The 15306-nt window shown below is 37.3% G+C and carries 14 protein-coding genes; 13 read left to right on the plus strand and 1 reads right to left on the minus strand.

Annotated features, from left to right (window positions below):
* Positions 1-96: 96 nt before the first annotated feature.
* The 9 genes from G6O73_RS11455 (at position 97) to G6O73_RS11495 (ending at position 8716) form a co-directional block, all read left to right on the plus strand.
* On the plus strand, positions 97-1548 hold the full coding sequence (locus G6O73_RS11455) for a glycoside hydrolase family 1 protein (protein ID WP_057885225.1): 1452 nt from the start codon (positions 97-99) through the stop codon (positions 1546-1548).
* A gap of 52 nt (positions 1549-1600) precedes the next feature.
* Entirely contained in the window at positions 1601-2521 is a 921-nt protein-coding gene (locus G6O73_RS11460; protein ID WP_057885226.1) for an alpha/beta hydrolase, read from the plus strand.
* Between the two features lie 150 nt (positions 2522-2671).
* The gene (locus tag G6O73_RS11465) at positions 2672-2947 is read left to right on the plus strand and encodes a hypothetical protein (protein ID WP_057885227.1); all 276 of its coding nucleotides are present in this window, start codon (positions 2672-2674) and stop codon (positions 2945-2947) included.
* A 124-nt stretch (positions 2948-3071) separates the two neighbouring features.
* A complete protein-coding gene (locus G6O73_RS11470; RefSeq protein WP_057885228.1) occupies positions 3072-4031 on the plus strand; it encodes a D-2-hydroxyacid dehydrogenase in 960 nt (319 codons plus the stop codon).
* A 29-nt stretch (positions 4032-4060) separates the two neighbouring features.
* Entirely contained in the window at positions 4061-4330 is a 270-nt protein-coding gene (locus G6O73_RS11475) for a hypothetical protein (protein ID WP_057885229.1), read from the plus strand.
* A 381-nt stretch (positions 4331-4711) separates the two neighbouring features.
* Positions 4712-5608 (plus strand): ABC transporter ATP-binding protein, encoded by an 897-nt coding sequence (locus G6O73_RS11480; RefSeq protein ID WP_057885230.1) that lies wholly within the window; start codon positions 4712-4714, stop codon positions 5606-5608.
* Positions 5601-6860: an ABC transporter permease gene (locus G6O73_RS11485; protein ID WP_057885231.1), complete on the plus strand. Its 1260-nt coding sequence runs from the start codon at positions 5601-5603 to the stop codon at positions 6858-6860. Before G6O73_RS11480 ends, G6O73_RS11485 begins: the two co-directional genes overlap by 8 nt.
* A gap of 173 nt (positions 6861-7033) precedes the next feature.
* A complete protein-coding gene (locus G6O73_RS11490) occupies positions 7034-7993 on the plus strand; it encodes a Dyp-type peroxidase (protein WP_057885232.1) in 960 nt (319 codons plus the stop codon).
* Between the two features lie 183 nt (positions 7994-8176).
* Complete coding sequence (locus G6O73_RS11495) at positions 8177-8716, plus strand: YagU family protein (protein WP_057885233.1); 540 nt, start codon at positions 8177-8179, stop codon at positions 8714-8716.
* 355 nt (positions 8717-9071) lie between these two features.
* On the opposite strand, the gene G6O73_RS11500 is transcribed toward G6O73_RS11495, so the two are convergent.
* Positions 9072-10259: a metal-dependent hydrolase family protein gene (locus G6O73_RS11500; RefSeq protein WP_057885234.1), complete on the minus strand. Its 1188-nt coding sequence runs from the start codon at positions 10257-10259 to the stop codon at positions 9072-9074.
* Between the two features lie 429 nt (positions 10260-10688).
* Here G6O73_RS11500 and G6O73_RS11505 point away from each other — a divergent pair, with 429 nt between their 5' ends.
* From G6O73_RS11505 to G6O73_RS11520, 4 genes are all read left to right on the plus strand, one after another.
* Entirely contained in the window at positions 10689-11429 is a 741-nt protein-coding gene (locus G6O73_RS11505; RefSeq protein WP_057885235.1) for a gamma-glutamyl-gamma-aminobutyrate hydrolase family protein, read from the plus strand.
* An 18-nt stretch (positions 11430-11447) separates the two neighbouring features.
* Positions 11448-12767 (plus strand): APC family permease, encoded by a 1320-nt coding sequence (locus G6O73_RS11510; protein ID WP_083478456.1) that lies wholly within the window; start codon positions 11448-11450, stop codon positions 12765-12767.
* Between the two features lie 349 nt (positions 12768-13116).
* Entirely contained in the window at positions 13117-14025 is a 909-nt protein-coding gene (gene rbsK / locus G6O73_RS11515; protein WP_057885236.1) for a ribokinase, read from the plus strand.
* A gap of 15 nt (positions 14026-14040) precedes the next feature.
* On the plus strand, positions 14041-15276 hold the full coding sequence (locus G6O73_RS11520; RefSeq protein WP_057885237.1) for a NupC/NupG family nucleoside CNT transporter: 1236 nt from the start codon (positions 14041-14043) through the stop codon (positions 15274-15276).
* Positions 15277-15306: the final 30 nt, after the last annotated feature.

Here is a 15306-nt window from a genome sequence, read left to right on the forward strand (position 1 = left end):
AATAAAATTCTAAAAAGCCAGCAGCTGAAAGCCTTTTATTGTTATGATAATAATAGAAAAATTAATTATTGCCATTAACAGAAAGGGGTATTTCAGATGGGATTTAGAAAAAATTTTCTCTGGGGTGGTGCCGTTGCGTCTAATCAGATAGAAGGCGGCTGGAATCTTGGCAGCAAGGGGTTATCTGTCGCGGATGTTGCTCAGTATCGACCGCAGTTGGACGTTACGGACTATCAGCAGCAAGTTGGTGTCACGACAGCTGACATTCAGGTCGCAATTAAAGCCCAGTCGGCTAAAGACTATCCAAAACGTCGTGGAATTGACAGCTATCATCGTTATCAAGAAGATATTGCTTTATTTGCTGAAATGGGTTTCAAAACACTGCGCTTTTCGATTGCTTGGACCCGACTTTTTCCCAATGGTGATGAATTAGAACCGAACCCAGCTGGAATCAAATATTATCAAAATGTAATCAAAGAACTTAAAAAATATCAGATTGAACCACTGGTTACCTTATCACATTATGAGATGCCGTTGCATTTAGCAGTTGAACGAAATGGCTGGGCTGATCGGCGAACAATTGCTGATTTTGTCCGCTTTGCGAAAGTTTGCTTTGAAAACTTCAGTGATGTTAAGTATTGGCTGACATTTAATGAGATTGATAGCGTTACACGTCATCCTTTCACGTCGGCTGGAATTATTCCCGATCGGACAGCTAATTTAATTCAAGCGGAGTATCAAGCATTGCATCATCAATTTGTTGCTTCGGCAAAAGTAACTAAACTTTGCCATCAATTAATTCCTGAAAGCCAGGTTGGCTGTATGCTAACTAAAGTAACGACTTATCCGGCAACCGCTAAACCAGAAGACGTTTTAGCGGCTTTTAATAAAAATACGTTGAACTACTTTTGTGCTGATGTACAAGTTAAGGGTGAGTATCCACAGTTGATTCAGCAATTTTTTAAGAATAATCAAATTGAATTAACTGTTTTGCCAGAGGATTTAGCAATTATTCGCGAGAATACAGTTGATTTCATTTCTTTCAGCTACTATATGAGTATGTTGGCGGCAGCTGATGAAAGCGGGATGGAAATGACTAGTGGTAATACGGTTTTAGGCGGTAAAAATCCTTATTTGGAAACAACTGAATGGGGCTGGACAGTCGATCCAGTCGGTTTACGAATTTCATTGTTGGAATTATATGATCGCTATCAAAAACCGTTGTTTGTGGTCGAAAATGGTTTAGGAACCCATGATCAACTAACCCAGGATGGTAAAGTTCATGATGATTATCGCATTAAATATTTCAAGTCGCATTTAAGCGAAATGGCAAAGGCAGTAGCAGCTGGAGTTGATTTATTAGGTTATACTAGCTGGGGACCGATTGATTTAATTAGTGCTTCAACCTCGCAAATGTCCAAACGTTATGGTTTTATCTACGTTGATCAAGATGATAATGGCAATGGAACCTTAAATCGTTATCGTAAGGACTCATTTTACTGGTATCAAAAAGTGATTGCAACAAATGGTCAGAGTTTGGCGGAATAAAGTACAAAGGTTTTGGATAAAATGAGAAGTTTCAACTTTAGAAGGCGTAAATTTGCAAAAAAAGAAAATAATTTTTAGTTTAATTGCAATTGTGATAATTGGTGGAGTTTTAGGTGGTTGGTATTTGCAACGTAGTCAGCGAATTTCTCTATCAAGTAGTCGCGCAGCTATCCCTACGATTTATCTTCCAGGCTCAAGCGGTTCTAAGAATGCGACGCAACCGATAATTAATTATGCTCGCCAGCACTTGAAAGAGAGCAGTCAACAAACGGTTAAGATTGCTTTTGATGGTAAGGTTACTTATCCAACTAATTGGAACCCGACCAAAAGAGCAACGATGATTCAAGTGTTATTGCCAATGCCCCAGCATTCTAAAGGTGGCAAAAGAAAGGTTAAAATGCCGTCAAACAATAATTTCCAAAAAGGACAGCAGAATTTTTTCTTGCCGACTGGACAAATCAAGGGGATGCAGCGTTTATTGGCAAACCTTAAATCACATTATCGAATTAAAGAGATCAATGTGGTTAGCCATTCAGCTGGTGGAGTAATGTTTTTGCAGACTTTGTTAACAACTAAATCAACAATAATGCCACAAATTAAACATTTTATTCCGATTTCTGGACATTTTAATGGGTACATTGGGGATAATAATCGTGGTACCAGTCCTAATACGAACTATCTAACTAGCAGTGGACAGCCTAAAATCATGACCGAGCAATATCGGCAGTTGCTCAAACAAAAAAGTAATTTTCCGAAGCAGACTCAAGTTTTGAATATTTATGGTGATTTAGGCAATGGTTCGCATTCAGACGGAACGGTAATTAATGAATCTTCGCGGTCATTGCACTATTTAGTTGGCATGAGAAACACTAATTATCATGAAAGAAAGTTTACCGGGTCGCAATATCGACATGGTAAACAAGTTGGTAATCGGCAAATTCAGAAATTAGTTTTTAAAACTTTATATCGTTGAATAATGCTGAATATCCCTTGATATAATAGTTCTAAGTTAATTTTTTAAAAGGAGTGGCTCAATGATTGATTGGAAATATGGTGGTTATGTTTTAGGTTGTTGGCTAATAATGACTTTAGCAGCAAGTTGGGTCATTTTTTTAGCACCAGTTTGATAATTAAATTGATCTTGTTGGGAATTGAGATTGCTTTTTTGACTTTCTTGACATCATCTTTTGAAAGAAAACATCCAACCTTGCGTGAAAAGAATCGTCGGCCCACTCTGCCATATGTCAAATTAATAACTTTTGTTATTGTGCTGGTCGTTTTGTTTATGGCAGGCGATTATGTTTTTAACAAATTAAGTCCGTTGCTGAATTTGGTATTTGTTTTTAGTCTGTGCAGTTTTCCACAGGTTATATCTGGGTTGTTTTCCACGGTAAAATAACTTAAAAAAGATATTACTGGCGTCTATAATGTTGGATGCCTATAATTTAATTACAGACCGAGTGTTTCAATGAAATTGACTTGTTGAATGGGCTGGTCTAGTTAATAAAAAGTGAGGTACTGTTATGAAAATCGTTGATTTAGATGGCTACGGATTAAATCCAGGTGATTTGAGCTGGCAAGGATTTGAAGAACTCGGCGAATTTACCACTTATGATCGGACTGGGGATAATCAGCAAAAAATATTGGAACGAATTGCTGATGCCGATGCTGTTTTAACTAATAAAACTCCTTTGAATCGGACGATAATTGAACAAGCACCTAATTTAAAATATATTGGAGTTTTAGCAACCGGCTATAATGTGGTTGATGTAGCAGCTGCCAAGGAAAATGATGTTATTGTAACTAATATTCCCAGTTACAGTACAGCTGAAGTGGCCCAACATACAATAGCTTTATTATTAGAAATTACCAATCAGGTTGGCTTGCATGCAACTGCAGTTGAAAACGGTGAATGGACTCATGCCAAAGATTTTACTTTTTGGAAGCAGCCGCTGATCGCTTTACCTGGGAAGACAATGGGCTTAATCGGTTTTGGACATATCAGTCAAGCGGTTGCCCAGTTAGCTCATGCATTTGGAATGAAGGTCGTTTTTTATAATCATCGTCCGCGCAAGTTCAATGAAGCTTGGTTGCAGCAAGTTTCACTGTCCGAATTGTACGCGAAGTCAGATGTCATTAGTCTTCATGTTCCGCAAACGAAAGAAACTGAAAAAATGATTAATCAAGCGGCAATTGAACAAATGAAAGCTGGAGTGATTTTAATCAACACTGCTCGTGGTGGTCTATTAGATGAAGCAGCAGTTGCTCAAGGTCTGAATAATGACAAAATTTATGCTTTAGGGGCAGATGTGGTTTCTGAAGAGCCAATCAAGGCTGAAAATCCTTTGTTGAAAGCCAAAAACATTTATTTAACACCACATATTGCTTGGGCACCGACCGCAGCTCGATCACGTTTGATGAAGATTGCAGTTAATAACTTAGCTAGTTTTCAGGCTGGAAAGCCAATTAATGTAGTGAGCTAAGTGAAACTGCAATTAAGAGGTAATGATAAATGCTCAAAGCAGATAAACAAAAATACCTACTAAATTTTCTGGAAAAACATCCCAGCTTAAATAAGACTGAGCAAGAAATCATTGCCGAGACTATAGAGAAACTTGCTACTCCAAAAGTTGTGCAAACAAGAGAGATAGTCAAGCTAACCAAATCTCTTGAAAAGTTGTCCTTAACAAATAATCTATCAAATGAGGGACGGATTTTATTAAAAGAGTTAAATCGGGATAGCTGGATTGATGGTATACTCTATAATATGAATCTTTTTTGATCCTAGTAAGCATCATAACTAGCTTTTCCAGGCAAGCCGCTTTAAAGACGAAACATTGGTAAAAAAATGATATTTAAGTCACCCTGTAACCTAGCCAAAGGTGCATAGGGCGACTTTTTATTTATCATGGATTGCTTTGAGCAGTACAAAAAATAAGCTTGATCATGAGATTGTCTGGCAGTTATTCATTGATGGAGAAATCTTGTTCTACATAACCTTGAAAAGAAAAAGACAGCAAGCTATTTGTTAACATTTCATTTTTAGGAGCACTAATTGTTTTAGTATTATTTTTTATGTTAGTAATTAAATAATTTGCTTGACTAGCGACTTTTATCTAGCTAACTTTGTTATACTAGTAACAAACATAAAAGGAGTGAAGAAATGCTACAAATAAATGATTTGACAAAAACTTTTGGTCAAGTAACAGCTGTTGATCATGAAAGCTTCCAAGTCAAACCGGGGGAAATTTTGGGGCTAATCGGTCAAAATGGTGCCGGAAAGACGACAACATTTCGGATGATTTTGAATTTTCTAACGCCAGATAGTGGACAGATTACTTGGGGTAATCAGCCGCTAAAACAGGCAGATTATGATCAAATTGGTTATTTACCAGAAGAACGTGGGCTATATCCTAAAATGAGTGTCGGTAATCAAATTACCTATTTTGCTAGATTACATGGGATGAAGCCAGCCGAGATTCGTCAGCAGATTCCACAATGGATGGAACGTTTTCAAGTTAAGGGTAAGCTGACTGATAAAATTAAGGATCTTAGTAAGGGTAACCAGCAAAAAGTTCAGTTGATTGCTACCTTAATTCATATGCCGAAGCTGGTTATCTTAGATGAACCATTCTCTGGACTTGATCCAGTAAATGCGAGTTTATTAGAGGATGGAATTTTGATGTTGCGTGATGCCGGTTCAGCCATCATTTATTCAAGTCATGACATGGGGAATGTGGAAGCAATCTCTGATCAATTAGTGATGTTGCGCAATGGACAAGTTGTTCTCAGTGGAGCTGTTAGTGATATTCGTCAAAGTTTTGGTCGGACCAAGCTTTTCTTAGAGTCTAATTTAACCCAAGAACAATTAAAGGCTTATCCAGAAGTTAAATCTGTCAAACAACGAGGAGCGGAGTTGGAATTAACTCTTAGTGATCCAGCTGCGGGACAAAAAATCTTTGCAGCAGCAACTAAAGAAGGGTATATTCCTGAATTTCGTCAGGTACCACCATCACTGGATGAAATTTTTCGTTTGAAAGCAGGTGCAGCTGATGAATAAGTATTGGATCGTTACAAGTCAAGTTTATCGTAAAAATTTAAAAAGTGGTTCTTGGTTATCATTAGTTTTATCGCCATTAATTTTGTTGGCAATTGTCATTGGGATTGGTTGGTACTTCGGCCAGAATAGTCAACCGGCGCAAGTAGCGGTGGTGACGGATAATCCTGTGATTGCACAAGCTTTGAAAAAAACAAATGATGCTGACATTCATTATCAACATTTATCTGCAACTCAGGCGAAAAAAAAGTTAACCAACGAGAGTATTACCGGTATCTTGACCATTAAGACTCAACCAACCATTTCAGCAAAATACATCGAATTAGCCAATGCAGAAACAAGTGCAGATTTGAGTAAGATGCGAACAGCGCTCTCCAGTTTGAAAACCAGTCAAACTGCGAGTCAGTTAAAATTGACACCAGCACAGCTGCAGGCATTAATCACCCCAGCTAAAATGCAAAAAAAGACGGTTTCTATTGAAAATGGAAAACAGGTTACTAAAAGTAATTCAACCTCGACGGCTAATTACGCCTTTGCAACGGGATTGACAGTCTTTATTATGTTGATTATTACTGTGTATGGTCAGATGCTGGCACAAGAAATTGCGACTGAAAAAGGCTCACGTATTATGGAAATTTTATTGAGTTCGGTTAGTGCAGCTACCCAATTTTTCGCTAAATTAACGGCAATTTTATTGTTGCTGGTAACGCAATTAGCGATTTATGCTGTTGCAGGAGGTCTAAGTTGGACTTGGCTAAAGCACCAATCGTTTGTCAAAGAAATTTTACCATCGGTTGATTTATCAGTTCTTTGGTCAACAACTTCACTAATAGCAATTTTATTCTTTATTATTGGAACAATGACTTTTGCAGTTTTAGCCGCCTTGTTGGGTTCATTGGTAGCAAATCAAGAACAAGTTAATACAGCAGTTATGCCAATTTCCCTGTTAGCCTTGGCTGGCTATTTTCTATCACTGATGGCCCAAGCTGGTGATTCAATGTTGATTAAAGTTTTCAGTTATATTCCCTTTATTAATGTCGAATTAATGCCAGTCAGATTGGCATTACAACATACAACTTTGTTAGCTGCTGGGATTAGTTTAGCAATTGCGGTAATTTTCTTAATCGCCTTCACTTTCATGGTGGTTAAAGTTTATCAGACCAACGTTTTAGTTTACTCAGAAGCAGGAGTTATCAAAGCTATGCGGCAATCTTTTCGAATTTGGCAAGCAGAACGAAAAAATCAAAAAGATTAATTTTTAATTGAGTAATTAGAGAAAAAAGTTTGATCAAAAAGGATCAAACTTTTTTTTAGTACAAAAAATAGCAAGTATTAGTGAATACTGGGGCTTTTTTTAGTAGCAAGTGTTAATATTTAATTGAGAAACTTATTAGATGATAAAATTTAAAAAATAAAGGAGAAGATATGATGACTGTTGATCCTCAAAAAGCACAAGCTGTCTGGAAAGATGTTGGTGAAAATGTCCAATTTACAGTTTTGAAATTAAAACGAGACGATCAAACGAAGGCTCAACAAGCAATTCAAGAATTTGCTGATCGCTATCAAGCAATTATTCGTTCATTAAGAATTCGTTCAGCAAAACCTGGTGGCGATTCTGATTTGAAGGTAACTTTAGGATTTAGCAGTAGTGCTTGGGACTACTTATTTCCAACAGCAGCTAAGCCCAAAGAGCTTGAATCTTTTGCAACTCTGAAGGGTACTAAATACCAAATGCCAGCAACTGAAGGCGATCTTTTCTTGCATATTCGGGCAGATAGTGAAGCTGTTGTCTATGAGGCTCAAACTGACTTTCGGCGTTTTCTTCAAAATATTACAACGGTTGTTGATGAAACGAAAGGATTTCGTTATTTTGAAGGTCGAGCAATTATCGGTTTTATCGATGGAACCGAGGTCCCCGCAGTTGAGGAAGCTGCTGAGTATGCTTTGGTTGGTGATGAAGATCCAAAGTTTATAAATGGTTCCTATGCCTTTGCCCAAAAATGGTTGCATGATATGGATTTTTGGAATCATTTAAAAGTTGAACAACAGGAAAAAGGTGTTGGCCGCGAAAAGTTCACTGATTTAGAGTTAGCGGAAAAAGATAAGTATCACAATGCGCATAATATTAGTTCGAAGCTGGAGATCAATGGTGAAGAAAAAAAGATTGTCCGAATGAATGTGCCATTTTCTGATCCAGCAGCTGGCAAAACCGGGACTTACTTTATTGGTTATGCGCGGCATTGGCAAATTATTAAGCAGATGTTGCAGCAAATGCTAGATACATCAGATTTCTTATTGAGCTTTTCGACGATTTTATCGGGCCAAGTTTTCTTTATTCCATCACGTGATCTGTTAAATCAAATTGCAGCGGGTAAACTGAATAAATAATATTATGTTGACGATGTAAAATGACAATTAATCTAAAAATAATTTTTTGTTTTGTGAGAGTACATGATGATAGGCTTTAAAACAATAAATTTTCTTTAGGAAAAACTAATGTTTTCGGTTGCAAAACATTGACAAAAAAATCACAAACTAATATGCTATTAATTGAGAGAGGAAGTTGATAGCATGTTTAATTTAACAAAACCCAAAGCGTCTTTGGGGGCAATTGTATGGAAGAGTATTTGGTATGGCTTTATTGCTGGAATGATTTCTGGAATGGTTAAAATTGGTTGGGAGAACATTTTACCACCACGGACGATTGCTCGAAATCTAACTAATCCACCACAACACTTGCTGGAACAAATCGGCTTTTCAGCTAAAACGGTTCATGCATTTGTTTATTATTCGACTGATCAGAAAGTCTTTTATGTTGCACTGTTGATCCATTTCGGTTTTTCAATTGTATTTGCAGCATTGTTTTTATTCTTGGCCCAATATTGGAAAGCAACTACATTATGGCAAGGAGCTGCTTACGGAATTGTCATTTGGATCGCATTTCATTTGATCCTTTTGCCAGCTTTAGGAACAATTCCAGCTCCATGGAATCAACCATTTGATGAACATTTCTCAGAATTCTTTGGGCATATTGTTTGGTCATGGTCAATTTATGCGGTAGCGGTATGTTTGGCTAAAAACGACAAGAAACATGTTTTAATCAATTTATAAATTTAATATTGACTTATAAAAGTGCAGCCTTAGTGGATTATAATCAAACCACTAAGGCTGCACTTTTATTTAACATATTAAGACAAAAAAAGAGACCAATGTTTTAAAAGATTAGAATATTCGCCTCTGTACTGGCACCAAATGTGTTCAGATTATCCGTACGAATAGAAAATATATTTTATTTATGAAACTAATTTAGCTTATTTTTGAACGAAAATCAGAATATTAGTATCACGTCAAGGGTTTTTAAAGCGCCTAAGATAAGCTGAATACTAATTTGAAGCTGTTAAGAAGTATATATAGATTTTATTAAGATTTGTCCAAACCATATTTTAACTACACTTACTTTAGGCAACTAAAATTGACGAAGACCATGTAAATAGACTTGTTTATCGGTTTGTTGAACAGCTTTAACATCTTCTAAGGGATTGTTTTTTAGAACGATGAAGTCAGCAAATTTACCCGTTTCTAAAGTACCATAATCAGCTTGAATCTGACATAGTTCTGCCGAATTAATGCTTGAGCATTGATAAGCTTGTGCGGGAGTCATCCCCAACTTAGTTAATAATTCAAATTCGGCCGGTGTTTGATCAAAACCATTAAAAACAGTTCCGGCATCGGTGCCACAGGTGAATTTGACTCCTAATTGATAAGCACGAGTCAGATTTTTGTAGGTGTCATCCAAAGCATCAGCGGCTTTGTTCAACTCCCAGGATGGAATTTTGTTTTTTCCATATTTAGGAATTACCCATTCGGCGATTAGAGTTGGAGTTAGATAAGTATCTTGTTCAACCATTTGCTGTGCTTCTTTGGCAGTGACATAAAAACCATGTTCAATTGAATCAGCATGGGCATCCAAGGCATTTTGAATTCCCGGGTTGCCTTCTGCATGAACCGAAACTCGTTTGTGTTTATGGTGAGCTTCAATAATTCCAGCAGTCATTTCTTCAGTTGAAAGCTGAGGATCATCCATGAAATCGCTGGGAGTCATCACTCCGCCAGTTGCAACCATTTTGATGTTTTGGGCACCATTTTTTAAACCTTGGCGAACAGCTTTGCGCATTTCATCAGGAGAGTCTACTTGGTAGGCTGCACCCGGAGCATCTCCGTGACCACCTGTCATTACAAAAAGGCGACCAGAAGGCATAATTGTTGGAACGTCTGTTAACAACCCCTTTTGTTGCATTTTACTTAATTCGATATCCAAATCAAATAAGCAGCCGCACTCACGGATAAAAGTAACGCCAGATTTTAATAGTTCGCGCAAATGTTGATATGCCAGTACAGTAGTTTCAACTTGAGACTTGCCGAAACCACCATCAAAGGCTTGCGGATCAAGACTGATGTGAGTATGAACATTGATAAAGCCTGGCATTACATATTGACCATTTAGATCAATGGTTGGAATATCAGAAGGCAGGTCACCATTACCGATTTGCTGGATACGACCGCTGGCCTGGTCGACAGTTATCCAAGCATGAGCTAAATTCTCTTGGCTTTTCCCATCAAACAACATTAAATTTTTAAAAGTTATTAATCCCATAAAATCTTCCTCGCTAAAATTTAGTTAAGAAAAATTATACTCGCTTTTTTTGAAAATAAAATTATAAACTTAATAAGCATAAAAATATTTTTGTGATGCTTTTTTCTTACTAGTAAAATAATTAATGGGTTATTGATGACAAAAGATTACTAAACACCAAAAGTGCCATTAGATAAGGCTGAACACTGGAATTTTAAATTAAAATGAAAGCAGAGTTTAATAAACTGTTTTTTTAAAACTCCAATCATTAAATTGTGCATCAATGAATTTGTTAGTAAAAAATGCCGAACTATGTAAAACTTATTTTCTATTTTTTAAACGAAATGCTTCGGAAATTTATTAAACCATCTTAATCAAATTATTCGGTTGATATAATTAACATCTCATGATATATTTAATTTCATTATTTTGAAAGCAGGGATTGAACTTATGAAACCGATTATTGCCTTGACGGCTGACTCATTGATTGATCATTCAGCGGTTATTAATCAGCACGATGCTGACATGGCCCCGACAGCGATTAAAGAAGCTATCGTGGCTGCCGGAGGAATTCCAATTATTTTACCGTTCTCATTAACTACTGAACCCGATGAAGCGCAACTCAATCAACTAGTTGATTTATTTGATGGCTTACTGCTTCCTGGTGGCCCGGATGTTGATCCAACTTTTTTTGGGGAAGAACCAATTCCACAGATTGGACGAACCGCTTATCGCAAGGACGCTTTTGAGATTGCTTTAATAAAAAAAACTCGTGCCGTTCATAAGCCTATTTTTGCTATCTGTCGAGGAATTCAGGTTTATAACGTAGCTTGTGGTGGTACTTTATATCAAGATTTAGCAACGCAAGATACAGCTTATGCTATTCGCCATGCCCAAGCAGCTCCGGGAAACTTTCCAACGCATCATGTTCGAATTGCTCAAGATAGTCGGTTAGCCAAACTTTTGGGCAATAGCAGTTATGTTAACTCACGTCATCATCAAGCTGTTAAGCAACCAGCGCCAGGCTTGCGGGTAGTTGCTCAGGCAGCAGATGGTGTAATTGAGGCACTTGAGTCAATTAATGATGACAGCTTTTTAGGGGTCCAGTGGCATCCTGAAAACATGTGGCAAGTGCAAAAAGAACAATTTGCTTTTTTTGCCGATTTAGTTGCACGAGCAGCAGCTAACTAATTATAGGGGGAGAATTACATGGAAAAAGTTACGCAGGTTACAAAAGAAAAATTAGGTTTTGCAAGTATTGTGTTGTTAGGGATTAATGGCATTATTGGTTCTGGGATTTTCTTATTACCTAACGTAGCGGCAGCTGCCATGGGGACAGCCGGAATTTTTGTTTTGCTGCTGGATGCTTTATTGGTAATTTGCTTGGCATTATGCTTTGCTCAAGCAGCAACCCATTTTGATCAAGATGGCGGACCATATTTATATGCAAAAGCTGCCTTTGGCGATTTTGTCGGTTTTGAAGTTGGTTTTGTTACCTGGGCGATTCGAATTATTGCTGAAGCGACGATGGCAGTTGCCTTTCAAACTTTACTGGCCGGAGTTTGGCCAGCAGTGAAGTCGGGTTTTCCAGCGATGCTGACAACTACAGTTTTAATTGTTGGTTTGGCGTTCATGAATATTGCAGGCGTTCGTGTTTCTAAATATGTCAACAATGTAGTGACGGTTGCTAAGTTAGTGCCTTTAGTTTTGCTAGTGGCCGTAGGAATTTTTTTCATTAAAGGAGATAATTTTACACCGCTATTCCCTGATGGACATTATACTCCGGGATCATTAGGAACTGCAGCAGTAACGATGTTCTATGCCTTTAGTGGTTTTGAAGGTTTGGTAGTAGCAGCTGGTGATATGCGCCAGGCAAAACGCAATTTACCAAAAGCAGTGGCGTTAGTTATGGTCTTAGTGGCTGCCTTTTACATTTTGATTCAAGTTGTTTGTACAGGAATCTTGGGTAGTGATGCTTTGGCTAAAACCAGTACACCAATTCAGAGTGCTTTTGCGCATTTTGCTGGTGGCTTTGGTAATGCTTTGGTTCAAGCTGGATCATTAGTCTCAGTAGGTGGTATCTTGGTTGCTTCTTCGTATGTAACACCACGTTCTGGAGTAGCGTTGGCCGAAAATAAAATGATGCCAGCAGCCTTGGCAAAACGTAATCGTCATAATGCTCCTTGGGTTTCAATCTTGGTTTCAATGGTTTTAGGACTATTAATTTCTTGGTCAGGAACCTTTACTTACTTGGCCCAAATTAGCGTTATTTCACGTTTTGTTCAATATATTCCAACAGTGATTGCTGTTTTGATTTTTGCTAAAAAATATGGTAAAAATTCGAAAGGATTTAATTTGCCATTAGGTCCGGTTATTCCGGTAGCTGCATTAATAATTTCTGGTTGGTTATTATGGAACGCCTGGTTAGCAGATACTAATCATTTACAATTTATTACTGGTTTTGGAGCTTTATTGGTAGCAGTACCATTTTATTTCTTGACGAAACACTATTCAGTAAAAGAAGATTAGTTAATCTTGAAAGAACGTTTTTAAATTGAGTTTTAAGACTCAACTTAAGGACGTTCTTTTTTCGAATGTTAATTTATTGGTGACTAAAAGTAATAAAAACCTCTAATTTCAAGATTTTTGATGAAAAAAAGCTCATATTTCGGTCTGTTTTGCAAAAAATGGTATGATAATAACAATCATGATTTTGGCTTTATCATTTAAGTAAAAGATCAGTTTACTCAAAATTATGAAAATTTTATAAGTTTTGGTTCAAAGGCAGGTGAGAAAATAGAATTCATTCCTTGATAACGCTTTCAAAAAATGATACGGTTTTTTTGGAGATAAAATTTAAAGCAAGTGAGGGATTAATTTGAAACAGATTACGATTTTAGGAAGTTTGAATATTGATACGACACTTAAAATTGATCGTTTTCCGCTACCTGGTGAAACGGTTGAAGCGATCAACAAAAGCAGCACAGCTGGCGGTAAGGGAGCTAATCAAGCAGTAGCGGTCGCTCGGCTGGGTGCTAAAACAATTTTTATTGGTTGTGTTGGTCGAGATAGCTCTGGTGAGTATCTGATTGAAGCTCTAGAAGAAGAAGGAATCGATACCGCAAATATTCTGCATGATGAAGAAGCGGGTACTGGGACCGCCAATATTTTATTAGATGAAGCTGGTCAAAACAGTATTGTAATTTATGGTGGAGCTAATCGTAAGCTTACTTCAGCGCAAATTCAAGCAGCAGCAGGACAAATCGCAACTAGCGAATTTTTGGTAGCTCAATTTGAAACTTCAACAGCAATGACGCTTGAAGCATTTAAAATTGCTCATCAAAAAGGCGTTAAAACAATTTTGAATCCAGCACCAGCGCACGAAATTGCACCAGAATTGTTGCGAGTGACGGACTTAATTGTTCCTAATGAAATTGAAAGTCGTTTGCTTACTGGAATTGAGATTACTAATCAAACGTCAATGGAACAAACCGCTGCGGCATTTCGTAAAATGGGAGTTAATAATTTAATTATTACCTTGGGCAGTCGGGGTGTTTATTATGCCAGTGAAGATCAATCGGTTTTAATGCCAGCGTTTAAAGTTAAAGCTGTTGATACGACAGCTGCCGGAGATACTTTTATTGGAGCATTAGCAGCAAAATTAAATAGTGATTTTAGCAATCTGGCTGAGGCAATTAAATTTGCACAAAAGGCCAGTTCAATCACTGTGCAGCGTTTGGGAGCTCAAGTAGCAATTCCAACGTTGGCAGAGATTGAGGAAAATTAAAAGGAGGCGGAAGCTTTGTTAGTAGTATTAAATATTTTAGGGGTACTTTTCTGTGTGGCAGTGGCTTACTTATTTTCCGTAGACCGCAAACAGGTTGATTGGCGTTCAGTCGGAATTGTCTTATTATTAGAAATTTTTCTAGCGTGGTTTTTGGTTGGATTCCCGGTTGGACGAATGATTGTTAAGGCAATGGCTGATGGTTTTAACTGGTTGGTCGAAATTGCTTATGATGGAATCAAATTTGCTCTACCAGATTTTGTTTCTAAACAATTTGGCGGAACAGCCGATTCGATGAACTTTTTGACGAGTGCTTTATTACCGATTTTATTAGTAGTGCCATTATTTGATATTTTAACTTATATCGGGGTTTTGCCATGGATCATCAAATGGATTGGTAAATTCTTATCCTTCATTACTGGTCAGCCAAAATTTGAAGCTTTCTTCTCAGTTGAAATGATGTTCTTAGGTAATACCGAAGTTTTAGCTGTTTCTAAACAACAATTGCAGCATATGAGTAAGGAACGAAATTTAACGTTGGCGTTAATGTCAATGAGTTGTGTAACGGCTTCAATTTTAGGTTCTTATATGCAGATGATGCCGGGTCAATTTGTTTTAACAGCTGTTCCATTGAACATCTTAGGTGCAATTATTATTACCAGCATTTTAAATCCAGTTAAAGTGACAGAAACTGAAGATAAAGTATATGGTGTTCAACAGACAGCTGACAAAAAAGAACCATTTTTCTCTTTCTTAGGCGATTCAATTTTAGGAGCCGGCCGTTTGATTTTAATTATTCTCTTTACGGTTATTTCCTTTGTAGCTTTGGCATCATTGATCGATCATTTATTAGCTTTGACAACCTTAAAATGGTTATCATTGGAAAATATCATGGGAATCTTTATGTATCCATTTACCTTGTTAATGGGCTTTGATTTTAGTAAAGCATTTGATTTGGCACGTTTCATGGGAACAAAATTGGTTACAAATGAATTTGTGGTTATGGGTGAAGTTTCAAAAGAAGTTATGCATCATCAAGGGATCTTCGCTTCAGCTCATGCGCGCGCGGTTTTGACGGTTTTCTTAACCAGTTTTGCTAACTTTGGAACTTTAGGAATGATTATCGGGGCTTTCAAGGGCTTAGTACAAAAAGAAAAGGTTGATTATATTTCAGGTCAAGTACCACGGATGTTATTATCTGGAATTTTGGTTTCAGTCTTATCAGCTACCTTAGCTGGGTTGTTTATTTGGTAATTATCTAATTGTTTGATCTTGGATGGGAGG

The sequence above is a fragment of the Liquorilactobacillus nagelii DSM 13675 genome, from assembly GCF_019444005.1.
Taxonomy (GTDB): Bacteria; Bacillota; Bacilli; order Lactobacillales; family Lactobacillaceae; genus Liquorilactobacillus; species Liquorilactobacillus nagelii.